This is a genomic window from Aequorivita sp. 609 (genome assembly GCF_014212065.1).
Taxonomy (GTDB): domain Bacteria; phylum Bacteroidota; class Bacteroidia; order Flavobacteriales; family Flavobacteriaceae; genus Aequorivita; species Aequorivita sinensis.
Genome location: NZ_JACJVM010000017.1, coordinates 25811 through 52790, shown reverse-complemented (window position 1 = coordinate 52790; position 26980 = coordinate 25811). Strand labels below are relative to the sequence as shown.

At 34.4% G+C, this 26980-nt stretch carries 27 protein-coding genes and 1 tRNA gene; 20 read left to right on the top strand and 8 right to left on the bottom strand.

Annotation, left to right across the window (positions count from 1 at the left end; translation table 11 throughout):
* The first annotated feature begins 12 nt into the window (after positions 1-12).
* The 6 genes from H4O20_RS07270 (at position 13) to purB (ending at position 9082) form a co-directional block, all read left to right on the top strand.
* Positions 13-2394 carry a DNA translocase FtsK gene (locus H4O20_RS07270; protein WP_185098773.1) on the top strand — a complete coding sequence of 794 codons (2382 nt, stop codon included), beginning with the start codon at positions 13-15 and terminating at the stop codon, positions 2392-2394.
* A gap of 1 nt (position 2395) precedes the next feature.
* Positions 2396-3034 (top strand): outer membrane lipoprotein carrier protein LolA, encoded by a 639-nt coding sequence (locus tag H4O20_RS07265; RefSeq protein WP_185098772.1) that lies wholly within the window; start codon positions 2396-2398, stop codon positions 3032-3034.
* Positions 3035-3044: 10 nt separating this feature from the next.
* Positions 3045-4484: an LptF/LptG family permease gene (locus H4O20_RS07260; protein WP_139855713.1), complete on the top strand. Its 1440-nt coding sequence runs from the start codon at positions 3045-3047 to the stop codon at positions 4482-4484.
* Positions 4485-4598: 114 nt separating this feature from the next.
* Positions 4599-5747, top strand: coding sequence for a 3,4-dihydroxy-2-butanone-4-phosphate synthase (gene ribB, locus H4O20_RS07255; RefSeq protein ID WP_139855714.1), 1149 nt, complete (start codon positions 4599-4601; stop codon positions 5745-5747).
* Between the two features lie 150 nt (positions 5748-5897).
* Positions 5898-7541: an acyl-CoA carboxylase subunit beta gene (locus H4O20_RS07250; protein WP_185098771.1), complete on the top strand. Its 1644-nt coding sequence runs from the start codon at positions 5898-5900 to the stop codon at positions 7539-7541.
* 197 nt (positions 7542-7738) lie between these two features.
* Positions 7739-9082, top strand: a complete 1344-nt coding sequence (gene purB, locus H4O20_RS07245; RefSeq protein ID WP_185098770.1) for an adenylosuccinate lyase — start codon at positions 7739-7741, stop codon at positions 9080-9082.
* Between the two features lie 75 nt (positions 9083-9157).
* Here the strand turns inward: purB and H4O20_RS07240 are convergent, their stop codons facing one another.
* The 4 genes from H4O20_RS07240 to H4O20_RS07225 are packed head-to-tail and all read right to left on the bottom strand — an operon-like array spanning position 9158 to position 11213.
* Entirely contained in the window at positions 9158-9697 is a 540-nt protein-coding gene (locus H4O20_RS07240) for a DUF4252 domain-containing protein (protein WP_185098769.1), read from the bottom strand.
* A 1-nt stretch (position 9698) separates the two neighbouring features.
* Positions 9699-10238 (bottom strand): DUF4252 domain-containing protein, encoded by a 540-nt coding sequence (locus tag H4O20_RS07235; protein ID WP_165149778.1) that lies wholly within the window; start codon positions 10236-10238, stop codon positions 9699-9701.
* A 41-nt stretch (positions 10239-10279) separates the two neighbouring features.
* Positions 10280-10720, bottom strand: a complete 441-nt coding sequence (locus H4O20_RS07230) for a hypothetical protein (protein WP_185098768.1) — start codon at positions 10718-10720, stop codon at positions 10280-10282.
* On the bottom strand, positions 10707-11213 hold the full coding sequence (locus tag H4O20_RS07225; protein ID WP_185098767.1) for an RNA polymerase sigma factor: 507 nt from the start codon (positions 11211-11213) through the stop codon (positions 10707-10709). The genes H4O20_RS07230 and H4O20_RS07225 overlap by 14 nt, the downstream gene beginning before the upstream one ends.
* 192 nt (positions 11214-11405) lie before the next feature.
* On the opposite strand from H4O20_RS07225, the gene H4O20_RS07220 reads away from it, so the two are divergent.
* Complete coding sequence (locus H4O20_RS07220) at positions 11406-12800, top strand: S41 family peptidase (protein WP_185098766.1); 1395 nt, start codon at positions 11406-11408, stop codon at positions 12798-12800.
* 55 nt (positions 12801-12855) lie between these two features.
* Here H4O20_RS07220 and H4O20_RS07215 read toward each other — a convergent pair whose 3' ends face one another.
* Positions 12856-13053: a hypothetical protein gene (locus H4O20_RS07215; RefSeq protein ID WP_165149786.1), complete on the bottom strand. Its 198-nt coding sequence runs from the start codon at positions 13051-13053 to the stop codon at positions 12856-12858.
* A gap of 188 nt (positions 13054-13241) precedes the next feature.
* Positions 13242-13694 (bottom strand): DUF4442 domain-containing protein, encoded by a 453-nt coding sequence (locus H4O20_RS07210; RefSeq protein ID WP_185098765.1) that lies wholly within the window; start codon positions 13692-13694, stop codon positions 13242-13244.
* Positions 13695-14056: 362 nt separating this feature from the next.
* Between H4O20_RS07210 and H4O20_RS07205 the strand changes: the two genes are divergently transcribed.
* The 5 genes from H4O20_RS07205 to H4O20_RS07185 all read left to right on the top strand — a co-directional run bounded on the left by H4O20_RS07205 (position 14057) and on the right by H4O20_RS07185 (position 18082).
* The gene (locus H4O20_RS07205; RefSeq protein WP_139855724.1) at positions 14057-14557 is read left to right on the top strand and encodes a DUF4870 domain-containing protein; all 501 of its coding nucleotides are present in this window, start codon (positions 14057-14059) and stop codon (positions 14555-14557) included.
* Positions 14558-14723: 166 nt separating this feature from the next.
* The gene (locus H4O20_RS07200) at positions 14724-15062 is read left to right on the top strand and encodes a PadR family transcriptional regulator (protein WP_139855725.1); all 339 of its coding nucleotides are present in this window, start codon (positions 14724-14726) and stop codon (positions 15060-15062) included.
* Positions 15059-16753 carry a PspC domain-containing protein gene (locus H4O20_RS07195; protein ID WP_185098764.1) on the top strand — a complete coding sequence of 565 codons (1695 nt, stop codon included), beginning with the start codon at positions 15059-15061 and terminating at the stop codon, positions 16751-16753. Before H4O20_RS07200 ends, H4O20_RS07195 begins: the two co-directional genes overlap by 4 nt.
* A 50-nt stretch (positions 16754-16803) precedes the next feature.
* Positions 16804-17523: a head GIN domain-containing protein gene (locus H4O20_RS07190; RefSeq protein ID WP_139855727.1), complete on the top strand. Its 720-nt coding sequence runs from the start codon at positions 16804-16806 to the stop codon at positions 17521-17523.
* A gap of 127 nt (positions 17524-17650) precedes the next feature.
* Complete coding sequence (locus tag H4O20_RS07185; RefSeq protein ID WP_185098763.1) at positions 17651-18082, top strand: hypothetical protein; 432 nt, start codon at positions 17651-17653, stop codon at positions 18080-18082.
* 72 nt (positions 18083-18154) lie between these two features.
* Here the strand turns inward: H4O20_RS07185 and trxB are convergent, their stop codons facing one another.
* Positions 18155-19126 (bottom strand): thioredoxin-disulfide reductase, encoded by a 972-nt coding sequence (gene trxB, locus H4O20_RS07180; protein ID WP_185098762.1) that lies wholly within the window; start codon positions 19124-19126, stop codon positions 18155-18157.
* 236 nt (positions 19127-19362) lie between these two features.
* Here trxB and H4O20_RS07175 point away from each other — a divergent pair.
* Positions 19363-19436, top strand: a tRNA-Pro gene (locus tag H4O20_RS07175).
* Positions 19437-19651: 215 nt separating this feature from the next.
* Complete coding sequence (locus H4O20_RS07170) at positions 19652-20899, top strand: site-specific integrase (RefSeq protein WP_185098761.1); 1248 nt, start codon at positions 19652-19654, stop codon at positions 20897-20899.
* Here the strand turns inward: H4O20_RS07170 and H4O20_RS07165 are convergent.
* Positions 20896-21579 carry a response regulator transcription factor gene (locus H4O20_RS07165; protein ID WP_185098760.1) on the bottom strand — a complete coding sequence of 228 codons (684 nt, stop codon included), beginning with the start codon at positions 21577-21579 and terminating at the stop codon, positions 20896-20898. The two genes, H4O20_RS07170 and H4O20_RS07165, sit on opposite strands and share 4 nt — an antisense overlap.
* Before the next feature lie 203 nt (positions 21580-21782).
* Between H4O20_RS07165 and H4O20_RS07160 the strand changes: the two genes are divergently transcribed.
* The 6 genes from H4O20_RS07160 to H4O20_RS07135 all read left to right on the top strand — a co-directional run bounded on the left by H4O20_RS07160 (position 21783) and on the right by H4O20_RS07135 (position 26845).
* Positions 21783-22619, top strand: a complete 837-nt coding sequence (locus H4O20_RS07160; protein ID WP_185098759.1) for an RteC domain-containing protein — start codon at positions 21783-21785, stop codon at positions 22617-22619.
* A gap of 324 nt (positions 22620-22943) precedes the next feature.
* Complete coding sequence (locus tag H4O20_RS07155; RefSeq protein ID WP_185098758.1) at positions 22944-23219, top strand: helix-turn-helix domain-containing protein; 276 nt, start codon at positions 22944-22946, stop codon at positions 23217-23219.
* A gap of 76 nt (positions 23220-23295) precedes the next feature.
* Positions 23296-23916 (top strand): hypothetical protein, encoded by a 621-nt coding sequence (locus H4O20_RS07150; RefSeq protein WP_260402652.1) that lies wholly within the window; start codon positions 23296-23298, stop codon positions 23914-23916.
* A 75-nt stretch (positions 23917-23991) separates the two neighbouring features.
* Positions 23992-24729: an ATPase gene (locus H4O20_RS07145; protein ID WP_185098756.1), complete on the top strand. Its 738-nt coding sequence runs from the start codon at positions 23992-23994 to the stop codon at positions 24727-24729.
* 504 nt (positions 24730-25233) lie between these two features.
* Positions 25234-25551, top strand: a complete 318-nt coding sequence (locus H4O20_RS07140) for a helix-turn-helix domain-containing protein (RefSeq protein ID WP_185098755.1) — start codon at positions 25234-25236, stop codon at positions 25549-25551.
* Position 25552: 1 nt separating this feature from the next.
* Entirely contained in the window at positions 25553-26845 is a 1293-nt protein-coding gene (locus tag H4O20_RS07135; RefSeq protein ID WP_185098811.1) for a HipA domain-containing protein, read from the top strand.
* The last annotated feature ends 135 nt before the right edge of the window (positions 26846-26980 follow it).

Genomic DNA, 26980 nt, shown 5'->3' with positions numbered 1-26980 from the left:
ACTGTTCCATTAATGGCCAAGAAAAAGAAAAAAACCGCCAAGACACCGCGTAAAAAAATAAGTTTTAAGTTATCTAAACAACAAAAAATAATTTTAGGTAGCTTTTTATTTTTGTTAGGGGCTGCTCTTTTAATTTCATTTACCTCGTATTTTTTTACTTGGAAAATCGATCAAAGCGAAATTGGTATTTTTAACGAACGTGAACTTCAAACAGAAAACTTATTAAATAAGTTTGGAGCTAATATAGCTCACTTTTTTATATATGACGGTTTTGGAATAGCTGCCTATTTTCTAGCCATTCTCATTGGTCTTACAGGAGTGTATTACTTCTTTGATTTTGCCAAAAAACAATTGTTAAGATTCTGGTTCTGGGGATTATTATTAATGCTATGGTTCTCCATTTTCTTCGGATTCTTCAATGAAAAAACAACACTTTTAAGCGGAATCATTGGTTACGAGGCCAATGATTATATGCAAGATTACTTAGGGTTAATCGGAACTATATTGGTGATGACATTTATCCTTATCATCTATCTAGTTGTCCGCCTTAAACTTACTCCTGAGACAGTAATTGGCGCGATTAAAAAATCTAAAAATGAGATAATTTCAGAATTCAAATCAACCGAAACTACGCCAAAAGCTAAGATTTCTGAAGAAGGTATAAACACAAACACTTCTAATACAGAAGAAGTGTCAAAACCAACAGAAGAAAAATCTTTTGAGGTTGTGGAAAAGCCAACTCCTACTCCACCCTCACCTTCTAAAGAAAAACTTATTTTAAAATCTGAAACAGAAGGAGATGTTGAAATGGAGGTCGAACAAGCAGCTGAAGAGGAAGAGGTAGACACTTTAAGTGAAAAGCTTGTAAAAGACTATGGGGAATTCGACCCAAGATTGGAATTGAGCAAATACAGGTTTCCAACGCTTGAGTTATTACGCGACCATACTATAGGCGGAGCAATTACCATAGACCAAGAAGAACTTGAAGAAAACAAGAATAGAATTGTAGAAACGCTAAATAATTATAAAATAGGTATTGCAAATATTAAAGCTACTGTTGGACCAACTGTAACGCTTTATGAAATTGTACCTGATGCTGGAGTTCGAATTTCTAAAATTAAAAACTTAGAGGACGATATTGCTCTTTCACTTTCTGCCTTAGGAATTAGAATTATTGCTCCTATTCCAGGACGCGGTACTATAGGTATTGAAGTTCCTAATAAAAACCCGAAAATAGTTTCAATGCGTTCTGTAATTGGATCGGCAAAATTTCAAAATGCTGAAATGGAATTGCCAATTGCTTTCGGAAAGACAATTAGCAACGAAACTTTTGTAGTTGACTTAGCAAAAATGCCTCACTTGCTTATGGCAGGGGCTACAGGGCAAGGTAAATCGGTTGGACTTAACGCAATTCTTACCTCCCTTTTATATAAGAAGCATCCAGCTGAAGTAAAATTTGTATTAGTAGATCCAAAAAAGGTTGAGCTTACCCTATTCAACAAAATTGAACGTCACTTTTTAGCGAAGCTTCCAGATTCAGAAGATGCAATTATTACCGATACAACTAAGGTTATCAATACATTAAATTCACTTTGTATTGAAATGGATACTCGTTACGATTTGCTGAAGGATGCAATGGTGCGTAACATTAAAGAGTACAATACTAAATTCAAAAACAGAAAACTAAACCCTAATGACGGGCATAGATTTTTACCGTATATCGTTTTAGTAATCGATGAGTTTGCAGATTTGATTATGACTGCAGGAAAAGAAGTTGAAACACCTATCGCTCGACTTGCCCAATTAGCTCGTGCCGTTGGAATTCACTTAATTGTAGCTACACAACGACCATCTGTAAATGTTATTACTGGTATTATTAAAGCAAACTTCCCTGCGAGAATTGCTTTTAGAGTAACAAGTAAAATTGACTCCCGTACCATTCTAGATAATTCTGGAGCCGATCAGCTTATTGGGCGTGGCGATATGTTGTACACTCAAGGTAATGAGCTAACTCGTTTACAGTGTGCATTTGTTGATACACCAGAAGTAGATGATATTACAGATTTTATCGGTTCGCAAAAAGCATTTCCAGATGCACACCTACTTCCTGAGTACGTGGGAGAGGAAGGTGGCACAACTCTTGATAATGACATAAAGGATCGCGATAAACTGTTCCGTGAAGCAGCCGAAGTTCTTGTAATTGCACAGCAAGGTTCCGCCTCATTACTACAGCGAAAGCTAAAGTTAGGGTACAACAGAGCTGGTAGAATTATAGATCAATTAGAAGCGGCTGGAATTGTTGGCCCTTTTGAAGGCAGCAAAGCACGATCAGTTTTAGTTCCAACTATTGACGCATTAAATCAATTATTAGAAAACGAAACAAAAAATATCTAAAATGAAAAAATTAAGCATTATTCTAATAGCTCTTTTTATCACTACATTCACACAAGCACAGGACGCTAAATCTTTACTTAAAGAGGTTTCTGAAAAAGTGAAAAGCTATGATAACATAGCGATAGACTTCAAATACAACTTAAACAATTCAAAAGAAAATGTAAATCAAGATACTCGTGGTGACGTAACACTTCAAGGAGATAAATACGTTTTGAATATGTTGGGGACAACTCGAATTTTCGACGGTAAGAAAATATACACTATCGTTCCTGAAGATGAAGAAGTAACTATTTCTTCTTATAATCCAAAAGATGACAAGGAAGTTACTCCTTCAAAAATGTTGACTTTTTACGAAAACGGTTACACTTATAAAATGGATATTGTTCAAAATGTAAAAGGAAGAAAAATTCAATATGTAAAGTTGATGCCAATCGACTCTAATGCGGAAATTAAAAATATTCTGTTGGGGATTGATGTACAGACAAAACACATATATAAATTGATACAAACAGACAATCAAGGAACAAAATACACCCTTACAGTAAATTCTTTTAAGACAAACCTACCTGTTTCAAAAACCTTATTTACTTTTGACGAGGCTAAATACAAAAAAGACGGCTACTACATTAACAACCTATAAGCCCTTATAAGTGAAGATACTTGACAGGTACATATTAGTAACATTTTTGAAGACGTTTATAAGCGTCTTCATTATTTTAATGTTCATATTTGTACTACAAACCATTTGGCTCTACATTTCCGAACTTGCAGGTAAAGACCTTGACTTTTGGATTGTAATGAAGTTTCTTTGGTTTGTATCTCCACGATTAATACCCTTAGTGCTCCCACTTACTGTTTTGGTAACTTCCTTAATGGTTTTTGGGAGTTTTGCCGAAAAGTATGAGTTTGCCGCCATGAAATCTACTGGGATTTCTCTGCAGCGAGCTATGGGAAGTGTAATAGGTTTTATAGGAATTCTTGCTATTACTGCATTTTTCTTCGCTAACAATGTTATTCCATATTCTGAATATAAATGGCAAAATCTAAGACGAAATATTTCTCAGTTTAAACCTTCTATGGTTATTGCTGAAGGACAATTTAGTCAGATTGGAGATTTGTTTAACATAAAGGTGGAAAAGAAAACTGGTGACCGTGGCCAATTTTTAGAAGACGTTGTAATTCATAAGAAGAATGAAGATAGACCTACGGGTAACTTTACTGTTATTATTGCGAATAAGGGTGAGTTAGCAAGTGAAGAAGGTAGTAACACACTTTCCTTAATTCTGAAAGAAGGAAACTATTACGAAGAAATTCAATCAAAAAAACCTGCTACCAAAAAGAGAGAACCTTTTGCTAAAAGCTACTTTGAAGAATACTCAATAAATATTGACCTTACCGAGTTGAATGAAAAAGATATTGATAAGGACAATAATATCGACAATCAGAATATGTATAACAGTAGCGAATTAAGAGTTGAAATAGATTCGCTTTCTAAGAGTTATTCAAAAGATATTGAATCGTACACCAAAAATATGTACTACCGGAGTGGAATTGAAAAATTCAATGATATCAAGGTTGACGACTCTTCTGTACCTCCTGCCATTAATAGCATATTAGAAATTTACAATCCTACTCATCAACATCAAATTATAAAATTAGCTTTAAACAATGCCAAAGGTACTGTTCAAGCGATAGATGCTAAGAAGGTTGAATTCAGAAACAAAACAAAGCGACTTAATAAAACGGAAATAGCCTTACACGAAAAATATGTTTTAGGATTCGCTTGTATCATTCTCTTTTTTGTAGGTGCCCCGCTTGGTGCTATTATCCGAAAAGGTGGAATGGGACTGCCGATGGTAGTGGCTATTCTACTGTTTTTAACCTATCATTTTATAGGTATTTTTGCTAAAAACAGTGCCGAAGATGGAACGATGCACCCATTTATTGCTACTTGGTTAAGTACCGCAATTATGTTCCCATTGAGCATTTGGCTAACCTATAGAGCCACTACCGATCAAGGGATATTCGACTTCGATTCATTCATCCAACGAATTGGACGTTTGTTCAATTTTATTAAGAAAAAGAAGTAGATTTTTTACAAATTCCATTAGGATTCACATCTTTTTTAAACCTAATAAAGAATACCTCATTCTCATGTTTATTTATGGGCGTTTCCATTATCTTTGCACTCACAATTTTAAGCTATGATTTCTACAAATAAAGAAAATTCAATTCAACTCAACACTATAGAAGAAGCCATTGAGGATATCCGCATGGGTAAAATAATTATTGTTGTTGATGATGAGAACAGAGAAAATGAAGGTGATTTTATTGCCGCTGCCGAAATGGTATCGCCAGAAATGATAAATTTTATGGCCACTCACGGTAGAGGGCTCATTTGTGCATCTTTAACTGAAGAAAGATGTAACGAACTTGAATTGAATATGATGGTTGAAAACAACACTGTTTTACATCATACTCAATTTACAGTATCTGTAGATTTAATTGGTCACGGTTGTACTACAGGAATTTCGGTACACGACAGAGCAAAAACTATCAAAGCTTTAGTAGATGAAAATACTAAGAGTCACGATTTAGGCAGACCAGGGCATATTTTCCCTTTGCGCGCTAAAGAAGGTGGTGTATTAAGAAGAACTGGACATACTGAAGCTGCTATAGATTTAGCTAGACTTGCTGGCTTGAAACCTGCAGGAATTTTAGTTGAAATCTTAAATGAAGACGGCACAATGGCAAGACTTCCACAACTTATGGAAGTTGCTAAAAAGTTTGATTTAAAACTTATTTCTATTGAAGATTTAGTGAAGTACAGAATGGAGCACGATTCTTTAATTGAGAAAAAAGAAGATTTTAAAATCAATACTAGGTTTGGAGAATTTAGACTTAGAGCCTACAAACAAACAACAAACGATCAAATACATATTGCACTTACCAAAGGAAACTGGAAAGAAAACGAACCTGTTTTGGTTAGAGTAAATGCTACTTTAGTAAACAGTGATATTTTAGGAACCTTAACCAACAATGCAGAGCAAAAATTGGATGACATGTTCAATGTAATTAATAAGGAAGGGAAAGGTGCTATTGTGTTTATTAATCAGCAAAGCCAATCTTTAAACCTTTTAAGCCGTTTGAAAGATTTAAAAGAAAAGCAAAAACCAAATGAAATTGCTAAAGCTCCAAGAATTGAAATGGACAACAAAGATTTCGGAATTGGCGCACAGATTCTTCACGATTTAGGTATTCATAAAATTCGTTTGATTTCAAATAGCGAACAAACTAAACGTGTAGGAATGATTGGTTACGGTTTAGAAATCAAAGAATACGTTTCATACTAAACCCTTCATTTACATAAAACCAACAAATAGAGCTGTCCACCTATTTTAAAGTTCGATTTCATTAAATTAAATCACTTCAAAATAAAGTTTTCAGAGTATTCAAAACATTTTAAAGGCATTTTGTATTTTAGCCAAAACACCAATTAAAAAATGGATTTAGACTTCAATAAAAACGAAGACCACAATAAATTACTGGTTTCAGATTTAAAAAATAAACTTGCCAAAGTAAAGCTTGGTGGTGGTAAAAAAAGAATAGAAAAACAACACGCCCAAGGTAAGTTGACCGCCCGCGAACGTATTGACTACCTCTTAGACCCAAACAGCCCAAGTATTGAAATTGGTGCATTTGTCGGTGATGAAATGTATGAAGAATACGGCGGTGCTCCAAGTGCTGGTGTAGTTGTAAAAATTGGTTATGTAAAGAAAAAACAATGTATAGTTGTTGCCAATGATGCTACTGTAAAAGCTGGAGCTTGGTTTCCTATTACAGCTAAGAAAAACTTACGGGCACAGGAAATTGCAATAGAAAACAGACTTCCTATCATTTATTTAGTGGATAGCGCAGGAGTATTCTTACCAATGCAAGATGAAATTTTCCCAGACAAAGAGCATTTCGGCCGTATATTTAGAAACAATGCAGTAATGAGCAGTATGGGTATTACTCAAATTTCTGCTGTTATGGGAAGTTGCGTTGCTGGTGGTGCTTATCTTCCAATTATGAGCGATGAAGCTTTAATCGTGGATAAAACTGGAAGTATCTTCTTAGCAGGAAGTTATCTTGTAAAAGCTGCAATAGGCGAAAGCATCGACAATGAAACTCTTGGAGGTGCTACTACTCACTGTGAAGTTAGTGGAGTTACAGATTACAAGATGAAGGATGATAAAGAAGCTTTAGACACTATTAAAAATATTATGTCTAAAATTGGTTCTTTTGAAAAAGCTGGTTTTAATCGCGAAAAAGCTGTAAAACCAAAAGAAAACCCTCAAGATATATACGGTATTTTACCTAAGTCTAGAAGTGAGCAATACGATATGCGTGAAATCATTAAACGTCTTGTAGACGATAGTGAATTTCAAGAATATAAAGAAGGCTACGGACAAACTATCTTAACCGGATACGCAAGAATTGATGGCTGGGCAGTAGGTATAGTGGCTAACCAACGAACCTTGGTAAAAACTACAAAAGCCAAAACTAAACCCAGCGAAATGCAGTTTGGTGGAGTTATATATAGTGATAGTGCAGATAAAGCAACTCGATTTATTGCTAACTGCAACCAAAAGAAAATTCCATTAGTTTTCCTACAGGACGTAACAGGATTTATGGTTGGTAGTAAAAGCGAGCATGGCGGAATTATTAAAGATGGCGCCAAAATGGTTAATGCTGTAAGTAACAGTGTTGTTCCTAAGTTTACCATAGTAATAGGAAATAGTTACGGTGCAGGAAACTACGCTATGTGTGGCAAAGCTTACGACCCTCGATTAATTGTTGCTTGGCCAAGTGCTGAATTAGCAGTAATGAGTGGTAATAGTGCAGCAAAAGTACTTTTACAAATTGAAACCGCTTCACTAAAAAAACAAGGAAAAGAAATTACTGAAGAAGTAGAAAAAGAGCTTTACGATAAAATTAAAGCGCGTTACGACAAGCAAATTTCTCCTTATTACGCAGCTGCAAGATTGTGGACAGATGCTGTAATCGATCCTTTAGACACAAGAAAATGGATTTCTATGGGAATTGAAGCAGCAGACCACTCACCTATTACAAAACCATTTAATCTTGGAGTACTTCAAGTGTAAGAATCTGGTTTAACTATAGCAATAAACTTTATAAACACATTGGCTCCGATTCGCATAAAATTGAATCGGAGTCTTCTATTTAAATTAATAACAGCAAAGTGAGCTTTTATCCTTTGATTTAAAGAATCTTAATAGATAAACTCACACCAAAAACATTCTTGCATTTTGTATATTTGCAACTTAAATTTTTTGAACCTATGAATATCAAGGCACTACAAGCTATTTCACCTATAGACGGTAGGTATACCAATCAAACATCTAGTCTTATTCCTTATTTCTCTGAAGAGGCGCTAATTCGTTATCGCGTTCTTATTGAAATTGAATATTTTATCGCGTTAGTTGAATTAGATCTTCCGCAACTTAAAGATTTTGATAAATCTCTTTTTAATGAACTTCGTGCGCTTTATAAAGATTTTTCGGTTGAAGATGCCCAAAAAATCAAGGAGACAGAGAAAGTAACAAACCACGATGTAAAAGCTGTTGAATATTTTATAAAAGAAAAATTTGATAACCTCAACCTTCAAAAATATAAGGAGTTTATTCACTTTGGACTAACCTCTCAAGATATAAACAACACTGCTATTCCGCTTTCTATTAAAGATGCTATTGTAGAGGCATATACTCCACTTTTAAACGAATTATTAGACAAGCTTAAAAAACTAGCTAAAGAATGGGCAGATGTCCCTATGCTTGCCCGTACTCACGGACAACCAGCGTCACCTACTCGCTTAGGAAAAGAACTAGATGTTTTTGTTGTTCGAATTGAAGAGCAGTTTGAAATTCTAAAGAATATTAAAAATGCCGCTAAATTTGGTGGTGCTACAGGAAACTTCAATGCTCATAAAGTAGCATACCCAAATACAGATTGGCTTTCTTTTGGAAAAAAATTGGTTCAAGATACTCTTGGTCTACACCATTCTTTCCCAACCACTCAAATTGAGCACTACGACCATATGGCTGGGCTATTTGATTGTTTAAAGCGAATTAATACGATAATTATCGATTTGGACAGAGATATCTGGACTTATGTATCTATGGATTATTTCAAGCAAAAAATTAAAGAAGGTGAAGTAGGAAGTAGCGCAATGCCACATAAAGTAAACCCAATCGATTTTGAAAATAGCGAAGGAAACTTAGGAATTGCAAACGCAATTTTTGAACACCTTTCAGCTAAGCTACCTGTTAGTAGACTTCAGCGTGACTTAACCGATAGCACTGTGTTGCGCAATGTTGGTGTTCCCTTAGGACATACTTTTATCGCATTTAAATCTACACTTAAGGGTCTGAACAAATTATTACTAAACGAACCTAAGTTTAAACAAGACTTAGAAAACAATTGGGCTGTAGTAGCTGAAGCGATTCAAACAATTTTAAGACGTGAAGGGTACCCAAATCCTTATGAGGCATTAAAAGGATTGACACGTACCAACGAACAAATAAATAAAGATTCTATGGCCAACTTTATAGAAACTTTAGATGTTCCTGAAAGCGTTAAAGAAGAGATGAGACAAATTACTCCAAGTAACTATACTGGAATTTAATATTCTACTTATAAATGTAAAAAGGCTTCATCACTATTGCGATGAAGCCTTTTTGTTTTATTAATCTACTGAAAATTAGTCTTTAAATATTTCACCTAAACCACCAAACTTCGAAAAGTCTAAATCATTTTTATCAGCCCCTTTTACAAGTTTAAAAATTTCATCTGGACGCATATCATCCCCTAGAATTCTCAAAACCGCAAATCCACGATTGTCGTCGCTTGCAAAAACTATTAATTCATTAATAGCATCTTCTTCTCCCGTAAATTTTATAGTTGCATCCCACTGATCGTTATTAAACCTCGCAAGCTCCTTATATTGGTCTTGGCGAAGAATTTGTTTAACCTCAATACGCTCACTTTCATAATTTACAGAATCTCCACTAGATAATGGATAAGCTACAATATTTACTTTCTTAATTGTACTTAAAGTCTTTTTCTCTTCATCGGTAAAAGTGTTCTCCTTTCCTTGTAATAAACTTGCTGCAAGATCCATTTTTACAAAATGCTCATCGTCTTGCTTTTCTACAAGGTATTTCTGAAGTGATTTTTCCGAGCACGAAACTAGAGTTAAAGCAACCAAAATTATAGATAATGAATATTTAAGATATTTCATATTATTGTTTTTTAGCTTTATCAAGGTCTTTCAATAATTCACTTCCAGGAACTTTTAAATCCTGCGTAAGTTTTGAAATTCTTTTTAAATCGATATTTCCAGTTATACTCATTATTACAGTAGTAGGTTTTCCATCTACGATTCCGTCAAGATTCATAAGAAGTTCGCTAACATAGTTTTCATTTTTTCCTTCTTTGCTATAGAATTTCACATTTGTTCCTTCATCTTTTACGCGCATAAGCTCACCTAGGTTTTTTGAGCTACTTATGTACTTCGCAACAGTTTCATTCATCTTTTTTGCCGTTGCTGGATTTTCGGTAGTATAGATTTTAATATAGTCTAAATCGTTAACCATTTTTAAATACGCCTGAGCTTCAGGATCGCTTGAGTCTAAATCCATTTTACTCAATAATTTGAACATATTTTTGGTTACAATTACAGATGTAACATTTTTCTCATCCTCTAAAAAGTCGAATGCGTTTTGAGCTCCCGAAATAAAAGGCGCTATAACTAGTGCTATTAATATTGCTATTTTTTTCATTGTATATTTATTTTAGATTGTTATTTCAAATTGTTTATCCTTTATTCAAATACTTTATCTTTTGCATTGCTAAATTGATTTACTAAACTAAGTCGCTCTGCACCTTTATTAAGATTTTGTGACAGCAGTAACATTGCTTTTTTACTCTCTTCAAAAGCAGCTAAAGCTTCTTTTTCTTCAGGTGTTAACTTATTGGAGTGAGAAAAATAAACTCCTCCAACCAAAAAGGATAAAACCAATATTGCTACAGCTATATATTTCCAGTTTGTAAATGCCGCAGTTTCAGATTTTGGCAAATCAATCTCCTTCTGAAGGCGCTCCATACGAGCTGCCGCTATGCCTACAAAAATCGGTTTGTATTGAAGCAAATGCGTTGGCACATTTTCATTAAGAAAATAATCTCTAAGAATTTTCTCATCTTCTAAGTTTGTTTCACCTTCAAAATAGGCATTAAGTAGCTGTTCTATTTTAGCTAATTCCATAATTATATTTTTTAATCATCAAATTTCTAACCGTTTTTCGAGCTCGGGATAACGCTACCCTAATTGCTGTTTCGTTGCTATCCAATATCTTCGCTATTTCTGAAAATTCAAGTTGTTCAACATCTCGTAACTGAATTACAATTCGCTGTTGTTCTGGTAAATCTTCAAAAATTTTCAAAACCATATCTACACCTTCATTTGCTTCTAAGTTACGCTCAATATTTCCACTTGTAGGAAAATTAGTGTGCACTAACTTCAAATTTGAAGCTTGTTTCGACTTCAACCTATCTAAACAAAAATTCTTTGTCATCGTCATTGCGAAAGCTTCTACATTGCCATAATTTTTAATGTTTGCCTTTGCTTTCCACAATTTTAAATACACTTCTTGTACCGCATCTTCAGCTTCATCATTAGAAATCAAGATTCTTTTAGCTAAGCGATACAGCTTATCCTTAAAAGGGGAAACGATTTCTAAAAATTCTACCTGATTCATAATCTAAGCTTAATATTTTGGCGCTCTATTTAAAAGACGAGCCAAATGAATAATTGTTACTTTATTTTAATAATGTATTTTTAAAACATTATATATGGCTAATAAACATCAGTCTTAAATGTTTATTTTTATCGTTACAATATAATTTTTAATTTATTAGTTTTTATAGCACTACGCATTTAAACCATTTTTATGAAAGTAAAACATTTTGCTACAGTCCTAATGAGTTCGTTTCTTTTAGCTTCCTGCTTTAAAGATATGGATGACACTTTACAAACAGCTACTACGCTAGATATTCAAAATTTTGTGTATCGTGGACTTAATTACTACTATCTCTACAAAGAGGATACACCAGAATTAGCGAATAACGCCTTTGCAAATGATGCTGAGAGAAATAATTTTTTAAAAACATACGACTCTCCTGAATCTTTATTCGCCTATTTAAAATCGTCACAAGATCGTTTCAGTAATCTTTTTGATGACTACAATGTTATCGAAAATGCTTTAAACGGAATTTCCTTGAGTAATGGAATGGAATACGGCTTAGTTTATTATCCCGATGCGAGCAACAATGTATTTGGATATGTACGTTATGTTCTTCCTAATACGGATGCCGAAGACAAGGAGTTAAAAAGAGGAAATATTTTCACAACAATTGATGGGCAACAATTAAACGACAACAACTACCAAGAATTATTATCAAGTGAAAGCTATACCATTGGCTTAGCAACTTATAATGGTACCGAATTTTTACCAACCGGAGAAACTGTTCAATTAACAAAAAACCAATACACCGAAAACCCAGTATATAAAGCAACAACCTTAGACGTAAATGGTCGCAAAATTGGTTATTTAATGTATAATTCGTTTACAAGGAATTATGATGTAGAACTTAATAATGCTTTTGGTGAATTTCAAGCAGAAGGAGTAACCGATTTAGTTTTAGACTTACGTTATAACGGCGGTGGTTCTGTAGAAACTGCAACAGATCTGGCTAGTATGATTACAGGTCAATTTAATGGTGAATTGTTTTATCAGGAGTTTTGGAATGAAGACAGACAAGAAGAAAGAGCTGAAAATGGCTTATTCGACAACAAAATAAGTAATGGCTCTAGTACTAATAGTTTAAATCTAAACAAAGTGTATATCATTACAACGAAACGTTCTGCTTCGGCAAGTGAATTGGTTTTAAACGGACTTGACCCATATATAAATACTGTACAAATTGGCGATACCACTACTGGAAAATTCCAAGCTTCGTTTTTACTTTACGACGCTCCGGCGCCAAGCTTTAGTAAACAACTTTCAGACCCTAGCCATACTTATTGCATGCTTCCATTGGTGTATAAAACTGCAAATAAAAACGGTCATACCGACTTTATAAATGGATTGGCTCCTGATATTTATTTAAAAGAAAATTATTTCAATCTAGGGCAACTTGGTGATATGAACGAACCTTTATTAGCCCAAGCATTGCAAGATATAGCAGGAAGACCAGCGCCACTTCAAAAAAATGAGGTTGAATTAAATGAATTTACCGATGGGAAAGTTAGCTCTCCTACTTATGGTAAGATGATTGGAAATTAAAACGATAGAAGTAGTAAAATAATAAATCCCTCTAAAATATAGAGGGATTTATTTTTCATGTATTTAAATACATTAAACATTTATCTAGTTGGGGGTTCTGCTTGATAAGCGAATCAATCCACAATTTTAATTCCTCAATTTCATAAGGAAGTAAACGGGTTAACGCTTTTTTCAATTCTTTGCAGAACAAATTGACATCAAAACTGACTTTTGCAAGTACAGCTTTGGTATAATCAAACATTGCTCTTGCCATAGCTAATTAAAATTTTATAAATTAGATTAGGTAGAAGTTTAATCAATACGCGAAGGGTTTATTTTTAAATTCAACATAAATATAAGAATTATAAGTCATCTTTAAATATTTCATAGAAGATTAACACTGTTAAAGATTTGTTAAACGAAAATTAACAACGCTAACCCTTTAATGTTCGGGAGATTAAATCATTTTACTTTTAGCGTCCACTCAAATTCAAATATAGAAACCGTATCTCCTTTCGAGTCTTTTCCTTCAGATTTCATCCAAATAGTTTGACCTTCACCAGTAGCAATCGTTCTTTTAATTGCGTCGTCTATTTTATCACCATCATTACAATGAAACATAATTCTACCCTTTGCTTTCTTGGTGAAAGTAGCTTTATTATTTAGCACTAACATGGAAATCCCTTTGTTGCTTTTTTTAATTTTATCCATCACCATTGCCCCAGTACTCAACTCGGCAGCTATACCTTGCACAGCCCAAAACATTGAATTAAAAGGATTTTGATTTATCCATCTGTGTTTTACAGAGGTAACACAAGTAGTATCTGTAATCGATTTTACTCGTACTCCTGTGAAGTAAGCAGAAGGAAGTTTGAATAATAAAAATGAATTGATTTTACTCGGACTTAGTTTCATCAGAAGAATATTTTACACGAATATATTGATAAATATAGTTTTAAAGTTCAGTAAAATTAAAAACAAGTTGTTGTTTTATTAAAATATTAGGTAGATCTATTTATCGCTATCAATGAATTTTACCATCTTACTTCAATTATTCTTTTTAAGTTACTTTATCTCTTCAATATTTGATGAACACCTAGAAACACAAGCTTCAAGGCAACTATAACATTCCAAAACCCTAATATCCAACAACATAATAAATTTATTTAAACATTTAAAACTCAAACATACTAATGTTAAATAAATGTTAATTATAGTACTATGCGTAACACACTACTGTCTTTTAGACATATATTTGCATAAGACAATATCAAGCTATGGAAACTACAATAACAGAAAATCAAAAAAATACGAGTGTTTTTATACACTTATCAACATTCTTAAAATACTTTTTCCCTTTTGCGAACTTTATAGCTCCTTTATTAATATGGACTTTTAATAAGGAAAAAGCTTTTATAGATGATCATGGAAAGCAAGCCATCAATTTTCAGTTAAGTACTTTATTATATACTATACTAATTGGACTGTTATGTTTGCCTTTTATCATAATTTTTGCTTCAGATATTATTTCGTTAGCAGAAAGTATCAACCTTAATGACGGAATGTTCTCCATAAACAACATTCAAAATTTATCGGGATACCTCGTATTGATTAGTCTTGTAATAATATTATTTCTGGCATTATTTGTTTTTGAAATTTACGCTGTAATAAATGCTTCTATTCACGCATCGCGCGGCCAATTATATAAATACCCACTTAACATTCCATTTATAAAAACTGACAGCCAAAAAATAAATCAATATGAGCACAATAGTTAATTTTCTTTTGGCTGCTACGATTCAATTTTTGGGAATAAGTACGCCAATACATAAGGAGTATGATAGTGCATTGACTAATCAACAATGCCAAGAACAAACTAGCGCACTCCCCTATTCAATAATCATCAATAACGAACATGAGTTACACAAAACAAATAATTAAGAAATGAAAATCGAAAACACAAAAGCGCAGATGCGAAAAGGGGTTTTGGAGTTTTGTATCCTATCCATCTTAAAGGACGGTGAGGCTTATACTTCAGATATTCTTGAAACCTTAAAAGACGCAAAAATGCTTGTCGTGGAAGGTACAATATATCCGCTGCTCACAAGGCTTAAAAATGCTGGATTACTTGCTTACCGTTGGGAAGAATCTACCGGCGGACCACCACGTAAGTATTATAGCCTTACAGAAAAAGGTAAATTATTTTTAACCGAATTGAACAACACCTGGAGCGAACTGCAACAGGCCGTAACCATAGTAACCAGCGAAAAAAACAAAAAATGAACAAGACAGTAAACATAAATTTGGCAGGCACTTCTTTTTATATAGATGAAGATGCCTTTGAGAAGCTTTCACGCTACCTAGACGCCATTAGAAAGTCGCTAAAAGGTGCTGATGGAAGAGAAGAAATAATGCAGGATATTGAAGCACGTATTGGAGAACTTTTCTTTGAAAAAACCAAGAGTCCAACTCAGGTTATTACTCAGCAAACGCTAGATGAAGTTATTGCCATTATGGGACAGCCTGAAGATTATGAGGTTGACGATGAGATTTTTGAAGATGCAAATTCCGATGCTTCATACAGCAATAGCAATACACGCAAACAACTATTTCGAGATATAGACAATAAGTTTATATCAGGGGTATCCTCAGGTATAGGTCATTATATAGGAATAGACCCTATATGGATTAGACTGCTTTGGGTTCTGTTGGTGGTTGCAGGCTTAGGATCTCCAATATTAGTATATATTTTATTGTGGATATTAGTTCCTGCGGCAGTTACAACTTCTGATAAACTGAAGATGAAAGGCGAGCCGGTAAACATTTCAAATATCGAAAGAAAGTTTAAAGAGGGTTTCGATAATGTGGCAGATCGCGTAAAAAACGTCGATTATGACAAATATGGAAATAAAATAAAAACGGGTACCACAGGTTTTTTCGATTCCTTGGGAAACGTATTCGTCGGTCTTTTTAAAGTATTCGTAAAGTTTATCGGAATTATGATAATCATAGTTTCATTATTCACACTTATCAGCTTAATAATTGGATTTTTTACCTTCGGGTCTATCGATTATTGGGGGAATAATGAAATAGCAGAATACATTACTATGGTCGACACTACAAATGGATTAATGTGGCTAGTAGCACTATTATCATTACTCACTATTGGGATACCGTTTTTTGCACTCTTTGTTTTGGGATTAAAGTTGTTGATAAGCAACTTGAAATCAATGAATTCAACAGTTAAAATACTACTTATTGTAGTTTGGGCATTGTCGATAATTGGATTGGCAGTAATCGGCATCAAGCAGGCAACCGAAAAAGCGTATGATGGTAATTTTATTCAAGAGCAAGCCCTATTAATTAAATCAAACGATACCTTACAGATATCAATGCGAGCTAATAAAGCTTTTAGTTATGAAGTTAGGCAGGATAGCGATTGGGAATTAAAGTACGACGAGAATGAGAAGCAGATTATCTATTCGACTGATATTTCTTTAAACATTAAAACTTCAAAAGATTCAATTGGTAAAATAGTAATCGAAAAAGCTGCAGAAGGTAGTAACCACCTGAATGCAAAAAAGCGAGCCGAAGCTATTTCATACAATTATACTATTGAAAACAACAATTTAATTCTTGATGGTTATTTTACTACAGATACGGCAAATAAATTTCGTGATCAAGAAATTGATATAACTATTTATCTACCTGAAGGAACTGTAATAAATCCAGATGAAACAATTAATTCTTACATAAAATACAATACAGAGTTAAACGAGATAAAAAAATGGAGTAATGATGAACATTATTTCAGAGTATTAAAAGATTCATTTCAATGCTTGGACTGTCAATCATTTGAAGAATCTAAGAATGCTACCGATTCAACTAAAATCATAAATATTGAAATAGACTCTGTTTCAGCACCTCAAAAAAGCTGGGAGGAAGAGGTGAAAGAAGATTTTAAAAACATATAATAGTCTAATTCAACGACTATTCCATTTTTAAACAATTAAACTAATCAATTATGAAAATATCAAAAATAATCACCTTATTTGGAATTGCATTGCTTTTAAGCGCATGTAATTTTAATATCGATATAGGTGAAAAAGGAAATGGAAATATTGTAACTAAAGAACGTAGTGTTTCAGAAAATTTTGAAGAAGTTCGCGGCAGTGCTGGATTAGATGTGTATCTTACTGAAGGTAGTGAAAACAAAATTGTAGTAGAAGCCGATGAAAATCTTCATCAGTATATTGAAACCGATATTGAAAATGGAAAACTTCACATTACCACTTCAGAAAATATCAGAAGCTCTAAAGCTAAAAAAGTATACGTTACTTTTAAAGAGTTAAATACTATTGAAGCTAGTAGCGGTGCCGACGTAGTTGGAAATTCTATTATAAAAAGTCAAAACCTCACCTTAAAAAGCAGTAGCGGCGCCGATTTGAAAGTAGAAGTGTTTGCACAGGAGGTAAATGCTAAAACTAGTAGTGGGGCAGATATGGAAGTTTCCGGAAAAGCTTCCTTCTTAAACGCCGATGCTTCTAGTGGCAGTGAATTGAATGCGAAAAAACTATTAGTAATTAACTGTAAAGCTGAAGCATCAAGTGGCGCTGAAGTAATTGTTAATGTTCGAGAAAATTTAAAAACGAATGTAAGTAGCGGAGGTGAAATTAACTACCACGGCGATCCATCTTCTATAGAAAGTAATAAAAGTCATTCAGGTAGTGTGAAAAAGATATAAGAATTGAAAGACAGCATACTATAATTAAAAACCTAACATTTTCACAAGAATTTGTTAGGTTTTTAAAATTTAATACAATTTTAAGCGTTCTTTATTCATAAAAACCGAAATTTGTAAAAAATCAACTATGAAAAAACTCCTTTTAATATTAGCAGTAGTAACGTTATTTTCTTGCAATTCTGATGATGATGCAGGCAACGTAAAAACAGATGAATTTGAAAACATTAGAACCACGCTTCCGCAAGGAAAATGGAAAATAACCAAAATGGTTGATGGCACATCAGATCACACGTCCGATTTTCAAAGTTTTTCATTTACATTTAATGAAGATGGTACAGTAAGCGCTAAAAACGATATTTTAACTGAGCCAGGAACTTGGTCTTATCAAAACTCATCTAACAGTGGCGAAGAGTTGGTGCTTCAATTCAGTGAAATGGAACCTTTTGACGAATTAAATGACGACTGGGATATAGTTTCGGTGAGTAATGTAAAAATAGAACTTTCAGATATAAGTGGTGGAGATGGAGACACTGAACTCTTAACTTTTACTAAAATTTAAATAGTTTGCTTATCATTATAAATAAAAATGCCGCAACAATTGCGGCATTTTTATGTTTATATAGTTTGTAAATTACTCTGCAGTAACTTCAGATTCTGTTTCAATTGTTGCAAGGTAACGCTCTGCATCTAGCGCCGCCATACAACCAGTTCCAGCAGCTGTTACTGCTTGGCGATAATCTTTATCTTGAACATCTCCACTCGCAAAAACTCCAGGGATATTTGTCTTAGTAGTTTTTCCTTTAGTGATGATGTAACCTGTCTCATCCATATCAATTTGTCCTTTGAATATGTCAGTGTTAGGTTTATGTCCGATTGCAATAAACAAACCTGTGATTTCTATATCAGATTTCTCTCCAGTTTGATTATTTACTACTCTTAATCCCTCAACCACAGAATCTCCTAGTACCTCGTCTACTTCAGTATTATATAGAACTTCAAGGTTTTTAGTGTTGTTTACTCTGTGTTGCATCGCTTTTGAAGCACGCATATAGTCCTTACGAACAAGCATTGTAACTTTATTACAAATATTAGATAAATAAGTAGCTTCTTCAGCAGCAGTATCGCCAGCTCCTACAATAGCAACGTCTTGTCCTTTGTAGAAAAATCCATCACAAACTGCGCAAGCAGATACTCCACCCCCGCGTAATTTTTGTTCACTTGGAAGACCTAGATATTTAGCTGTAGCACCAGTTGAAATAATAACTGTTTCTGCTTCTAATTGAGTGCTATTATCTACAGTAATTTTATGAATTCCTCCAACTTTATCACTAAACTCTACATTAGTAACCATTCCTATTCTAACTTCAGTTCCAAAACGCTCAGCTTGTTGTTGTAGCTGCACCATCATAGTAGGTCCATCAACACCTTCAGGATATCCAGGGAAGTTATCAACTTCTGTAGTTGTAGTTAACTGTCCACCTGGTTCCATCCCAGTATAAACAACAGGTTTCAAGTCTGCGCGTGCAGCATAAATCGCTGCCGTATAACCTGCCGGCCCAGACCCAATGATAAGGCATTTAATTCTTTCAATAGTTTCGCTCATGATATTCTCTTCAATAATTTTCGAACGGTAAAAATAGCAACTTTTAAAGGAAAAGACGTTTAATTTTTATTAAGATTTGTTATCTGAGTATTGGAAACTACTATTGTGCCTGAAATAAAATGACATCAAAACTCCTTTTCAATTTAAAAAGGTTGAATTAGGTTGAGTGTTTTACGGAATTTAAACCTCACCTATTGTAAAGATTTGGATTTTGGGTATTTTTGTGCTCTTATAATCGAGATGTAGCGCAGTCTGGTAGCGTACACGTCTGGGGGGCGTGGGGTCGCAGGTTCAAATCCTCTCATCTCGACAAGAAAAACCACCAAACAACACTAAAACCCTGTATATCATATGATTTACAGGGTTTTTTCGTTTTCGAATTCATAGCAAAAAACCATTAAATTTGGTTCGAAATCATATAAAATGTACCCTAATCGGACACCCTTTTTAAAAAGGATTATTTCGCAAAACCTCTGATTTGACCTTCGTTTTCAAAGATTTATTAATTAGAAAACGTAAAATATTATGAGGAAATCGGACACCTTTTCTGTAATGCTCCTACCAAGATTTGAAAAAGAATCTAAAGGAAAAACACCTCTATATGCAAGAATAACAGTCAATGGCAAGTTTAAGAGGTTTAGTATTCAAATAAAATTTACTACAGACTTGTGGGAACCTTCTGTTTCTAGGCTCAAGGGAAACAGCGCGGAGGCCCGTCAAATCAACAATCACATAAATCAGGTTCTAATCCAAATCGATGAGGCATACAGAGAGCTTAAAAAAGAACGAAAATTAATTACCCCCCAAACCGTAATAGCAAGATATCGAGGGGAAGATCAAATAAGGAAAACACTCATCCAGTTGTCAGAATACCACAAATTCAATATGAAGTCTGTATTAAAACCAGGAACCCTAAAAAACTATTACACAACAGAAACCTATATTAAGAGATTTCTAGAGATTCAAAGAAATACCGATGACATATATCTAGAGCACCTCGATTATGCTTTTATAATCGACTTTGAAAATTTTCTACGACGGAATGTTGCACAAATACAAAAATCAAGACCCCTAACAAACAATGGCGTAATGAAACACCTGGAGCGATTAAAGAAGCTACTCAATCTAGCAGTAAAATTAGAATGGGTGGAACGCGATCCATTCGCAAATTTCTCACTCAAATTTGTCAAAAATGAAAGACATTACCTTTCCCAAAAAGAACTAGACTTGTTAATCAACACCGAACTCATTCATACTTATCAAAATAGAACTAAAGATATTTTCATCTTCAGTTGTTATACCGGCCTCTCATATATAGACGTGAAAAACCTTATGAAAAATGACATCGTAAAAGGTATAGACGGTAAAGATTGGATCTTCACAAAAAGACAGAAAACAGACCATCCCATTAAAATCCCGCTACTAGATGTTGCAGAAAATATCATCCATAAATATAAAGATGAAATGACAAATAGCGATAAGCTTTTGCCAGTCTACTCAAATCAAAAACTCAATATATATTTAAAAGAAATAGCTAAGGAACTAAAAATAAACAAGTATCTAACTTTTCATAGTGCAAGACACACCTTTGCTACAACTGTAACCTTAAGCAACGGGGTGCCAATAGAAACCGTATCAAAACTACTCGGCCACACAAAGCTATCCACCACTCAGATTTATGCTAAGGTATTAGAGAGTAGAATTAGCTCAGACATAAATAATTTAAGAATCGTATTGAACCATCAAAAAGAGTTATTAAAAAATGTCAATTAAATAAAACCATATTGACGAGCCAGAGATATTAATTGACGATTATCTCCATCATCAATACCAAATAAAAGCTTGATGCGTTTTTTTCGTTTCTCTATAGCTGAAAGGGAAAAAGGCAGGTATTGGGTAAGCTCCTTAGTTTTTACATTTTGAGATAACGCATATAGTAATTTGTGATCCCAATTATCAAGCGCGAAGTCACAATTCCTTGAATTATTTATCCACCTTGAAACGCTTCTACTATAAAAAATAGAATCATTCAAAACTTCCAATATCGCATACTTAAATGTGGCTGTATTAACGTCAGACTTCACTAAGATCCCTTCTGGATCTATGTTCTTTAAAATAGAGCTGATCCTATAATTATTCTTAAAAGCAGTAGTGATTACAATCTTTGCCTCTGGATGATTCTTACGAACTAATACACCTATATCCTCTCCAAATAAAAGCCTATCAACAGAACAATCCGGAACATTTAAACCTAGAACAACAAGATCAATTCGTTTCCTAGCCATTCTCAATCGTTCAAACAAAACAACGGCATCATCATAATTAAAACAAGTTTCAATATTAAATTGATATCTCGAATCAGCCTCACTAATCTCTTTAAATAACTCTCGATAAAACTCTACTACTAATGGGAAGCTTTTAATTAGAACGATGGTCAAATCATTAAATTTCATTCTCAAAAAAAAATCTATAACAAAACAAAAACCTATGAACACTAGGCAACAGAACAAACATATAAGTAAAACAGCATATATTTTGTACGGTTAAACCGTAAATTAAGTACGGTAGTACTTTAGTATTTCCTCAAGCAATTTCTTATATTGGTTAGTTCAGTACACTCCCCTACATTTTCCAAAACCTCAACAATTGATCTACCATGAAAAATTGCAGGAAAATTGTTGCCGACCTAGAGCAGAAAATTGTCACTTTAAACTCTGGGTCAACTTCGGTATTCGAGGAAGTCGAAACGGGAATGTATTTTTGTAGAAAAGCCATAAACAAGTTAAGAAAAAGGTTCCTTTCTATCGAACTATTATCACCAGATCAAGAATGTTATTTTTTTAAAACTATCAAACCAATCCCTGCTGGATATATGATATATTTTATATCACTAGCAGATTTTGAATTAAACAGACCACAAACCAGCAATAGAAAAATAAAAAAATATATTCAAGAGAAAATAGCTTCCTATCAAGAATACTTTGTCGAACACAGAACATTTTATAAATACCTAGAGCGTCGAAGGACAGATCGCGATTCAGAATACTTCCTGCGCAGCAATGGCAAAGTCAAATTTCATCTCGATGCGGTACACTATTGTATAGACCAAAACTTTTCCACCTCCCACGATTATATTACTGCAAAAATATTTGCACACAAACTGCTTATTAGCCGACTGCGAAAGGAATTATTTAAATTAAAAAACACATCGCGTCTAAACACATTTCTAACCACAACCTCTTCTTTACAATGGACCGCAAACAAAGTGGATTTAATCGAACTGATTTACGCATTACACGCAGTAAAATCAATTAATAACGGTCAAGTAGAAATTAAAGATATTGCTTCAATAGTTCAAGAAGCATTCAATATAGAGCTTGGAGACTACTACCGCACGTTCATCGAAATCCGTTCAAGAAAAATACATCCAACAAAATTCCTAGATAATTTAAAGCAAAGTCTAACAAACAGAATCCTCCAAGCCGACGAATAAACTCCATACTCAGCCTATGCCCTCAATAGCCTCAGCAAAATAGGAATAAAAAAAGTAAAATCAGTTAACTTCTTTCTCTAGTAAAATTCCATTTATACGCCCAAAAATCTACTCTCACATCTAACGTCTCAAATCTCAGATCTCAAAAAAAACACCCACCTTGGGTACACCTTGTGAAATTTAATTCTTCATTCTTCAAACCTTTGTAGCACGAAGGTCAAATCGTGCTAAAAACTACCAATCTAAAAAAACGTAACCCTTTGGTAGTTTTTATAATCCCCGCCTCCCCACGGGGATTATTTTAACAATCTAAATTCTTTAATTATGGCAGTAGAAATTCTTACCACCGATGATCTCTACGAGTTTAAACTAGAACTTCTAGAGGAAATGAAAAAAGTAATCCAAAGTCTAAAACCACAAGAACCAAAGAAGTATCTAAAATCTTCTGAAGTTATGGAATTGCTATCCATCAGTCCTGGTACACTACAAAACCTACGACTTAACGGAACCCTCCCCTATTCCAAGATAGGCGGAATCATCCTGTATGAAGAAAAAGAAATCGAACGTGTGCTAGAAGAGAATAAATACTCAATACGATAAAATCGCGCATAAGCTCCTATATGAATCTCATACTATGTCCAATGTAAATTACATAGCACATCTAAACGCTTTCTTTATGACCATAGCAAAAGACACTAGGCTGAACCCTACCCATATAAGCTTATACATGGCACTGTTCAATTATTGGAATATTAACCGATTTCCAAAAGACTTCATTATCATTCGTGATGAGGTAATGAAACTCTCAAAAATTGGCTCCAAATCAACCTATCATCGTTGTCTAAAACAACTCGATAATTGGAAGTACATCCAATATATCCCATCCCACAATTCATTTAAAGGAAGTAGAATTAGGTTGTTCATTTTTGGGACAACCTTTGGACAACCCTTGGACTCAACTGTCCCAAATTCAGGACAACCGTTGGTATCATATATAAACTATAATAAACCTATAGAAAACAGATTTAAACGAGAACTCCCGAAAACCGAAAATGAAGTAGTTTCTTTTTTTTCTGAAAATAAATGGCCAAAAATCGAAGCTCAAAAATTCTTCGCACACTACTCAGCCATCGGTTGGAAAGTTGGAGGAAAAATAAAAATGACCGATTGGCAAGCATCAGCTAAAAGCTGGATGCTTAAAGCCAGTGAACTCAAATTAAAACGGTCAACACCAGTGTCCCAAAATCAAGACAACCTTAAGACTACCAAGGTTAAAAACTACAAAGAACCTCTGTAGTATTCAATCTTTTTAAAGTCATGCTGAGCCTGTCGAAGCACCGAAACAAAACCGACAATTGATAACCGACACAAAATGATAACCCTACCAAAATACCACCCTGCAACCCCGCACATCCTCATCGAAGGCGGTGTACAATTCACGCTAGGAAAGATAAAAGGAAACGCAATCCAGTATGATTTTCCCAAAATGCTCAACTATCTATCAGCAAAAGGAAAAATACTATTCGGCAAACACTTTAAAATTCACGAAGAAGATCATCCAATCATCTACCAGCTCTGCCTTTACTTTATCAAAGACAAAGTAAGCTGTGAAAAGTACAATATCGACATCAACAAAGGTATTTTACTCAGCGGCCCAGTAGGTTGTGGGAAAACTACATTAATGAAATTAATGCGCCACTTAGTTCCTCACCATCGCCCCTATAAAATTATTCCCACAAGAAATATTGTTTTCGCATTTAACAATATTGGATATTCCATCATTGAGCAATACGGTAACAGTCACTTTTTCTGTTTTGATGATTTAGGCGTAGAACCCGAAGGCAAACACTTCGGAAACGATTGCAACGTAATGGGAGAAATCCTACTCTCCAGATATGAAAGATACACACAATGTCTCCCTGAGCAGCCTGTCCTGAGCTTGTCGAAGAGTAGTCGAAGAGCTTCAATTGCTAATAATATGACCCACATAACCACCAACCTCAACGCCGAAGAAATAGAAGACCGCTACGGCAACCGCGTCCGCAGTCGCCTCCGTGAAATGGTTAATGTTATTGGCTTCGACAAAAACACTAAAGACAAAAGAAAATAAAAACTCTGAATCCTATTTTATTTTCAAATTAACCCAGTGCCATGTGCTTGAGTGTTTTAAAAGCTGAAAAGATAATGCAATAGCGCTTCAAAATTTCATTCCTTTCAATATGTTTCGAAGACCTCATCGCAATTAACTTAACGTGATTTGCATATCGCGAATCGCGATTAAAAAACAGAAAAGCTCACCTAAGGAATCATACCCGACTTCCCTATTACCTCAACTACTCCTGATATATTACAACAAATCGTAAACAGTTTGATAATTGACACATTGAGAGAATTTTTATCCAAGTGATATACACATCAATTTAACATCCACGCACACATTCCAGAGAACATAAAACCCTTTCAGACCTACGTGCTTAAATTATATTTGGAGGGCTTTAATCCAATTCCAGAAAATCATTATCTGTCTATACATTCAATAATCTAAAGAAATTTTCCAATTAATGTTAAATATATTTTACAAATTACACTATATTTGTAAAATATAATTTACGTTATGACTAAAAAGAAATTGGTGATTTTACCGAAAACTAGAAGGATTCTCGACGAATTGGGAGAAAATATTAAGCTCGCACGCTTGAGAAGAAAATTTAGTTCCCAACAAGTAGCGGAACGGGCAAATATTAGCAGACCCACTTTATCCGCAATTGAAAAAGGAAAACCTACGGTAAGTATTGGTTCATACCTCCTAGTTTTACAAGTGTTGGGTTTAGAAAAGGACTTTCTCCTTCTCGCCAAGGATGATGAATTAGGTAGAAAATTACAAGATGCTCGTATCAGTACAAATGAGAGAGCGCCAAAACGAAAAGAATAAAATGGCTAAACAAAACTTTAAAAAGACAATACGTGTTTATGCACATTGGGCAGGGATGAATAAGCCTTCGCTAATGGGCACCCTATATACAGACAGATTAAAAGGTAAAGAAGTGTTTTCTTTCGAGTATTTCGAAGAATGGCTACAAAATGGACCTGCGCAGTTATTAGATCCTAGCTTGCAATTATATTCCGGATTACATTATCTAAACGATGATAAAGATAATTTTGGAATATTCCTTGACTCCTCACCAGATCGTTGGGGCCGTATTTTAATGCGAAGAAGAGAAGCTGCCCTTGCCCGAATGGAAGAGAGAGAAGAAAAAAAATTATTCGAAACAGATTATCTTCTCGGAGTATATGATGGCCACAGAATGGGCGCACTAAGATATAAATTGGAAGAAGATGGTCCATTTTTAAACGACAATAAAAAAATGGCCAGTCCACCTTGGGCCTCTCTTAGAGAATTAGAACAAATAAGTTTGAGATTAGAAGACGATAATGTAATAGACGATCCCGATTATGTAAAATGGTTAAGTATGTTAATCGCTCCTGGAGCTTCCTTAGGTGGAGCAAGACCTAAAGCGAGCATAGTAGACAATGAGGGTGGCCTGTGGATAGCCAAATTCCCTAGCCGAAACGATCAGGGAGATATCGGAGGTTGGGAAATTGTAACCTATGAACTAGCCATTGCTGCAGGAATTAATATGGCAGAGTCTAAAGCACAAAAATTCTCTTCTAATTATTATACTTTTCTCACCAAGAGATTTGATCGTGGAACCAATGGAGAGCGAATACATTTTGCTTCTGCCATGACAATGCTTGGATATACCGATGGTCAAGACCACGCCGATGGTGCCAGTTATTTAGAACTTGTTGAGTTTATACAGAATAATGGAGCCAATGTAGATCAAGACCTAGAGCAACTTTGGCGAAGAATTGTATTTAGTATTTGCGTCACAAACACAGACGATCATCTTAGAAACCATGGGTTTTTATTAACAAACCAAGGATGGATCTTATCCCCAGCATACGATATTAATCCAATCGAAACTGGCACAGGTTTAAAACTGAACATTTCTGATGAAGATAACTCCTTAGATTTAAACTTAGCCCTGGAAGTAGCTGAATTTTTCAGACTTTCAAAAAAAAGAGCAACACAAATAATGGAAGAGGTATTGAATGCTGTAGGACACTGGAAAGAAATAGCGACAAAATATGGAATATCAAGAGCTGAACAAGAATTAAAATCAATAGCTTTTAAAAACACAAAAGATCAAAACCAAATAAATTAAAACCAAAACTCTCTATGATTATTGAACTTGTCTTTCCTGAGTCTGCCCTAGGCACGCCTTTCCTGAGCAGCCTGTCCTGAGCTGCCTGTCCTGAGCTTGTCGAAGGGCCGAAGGGCAGTCGAAGAGCTTCAATTG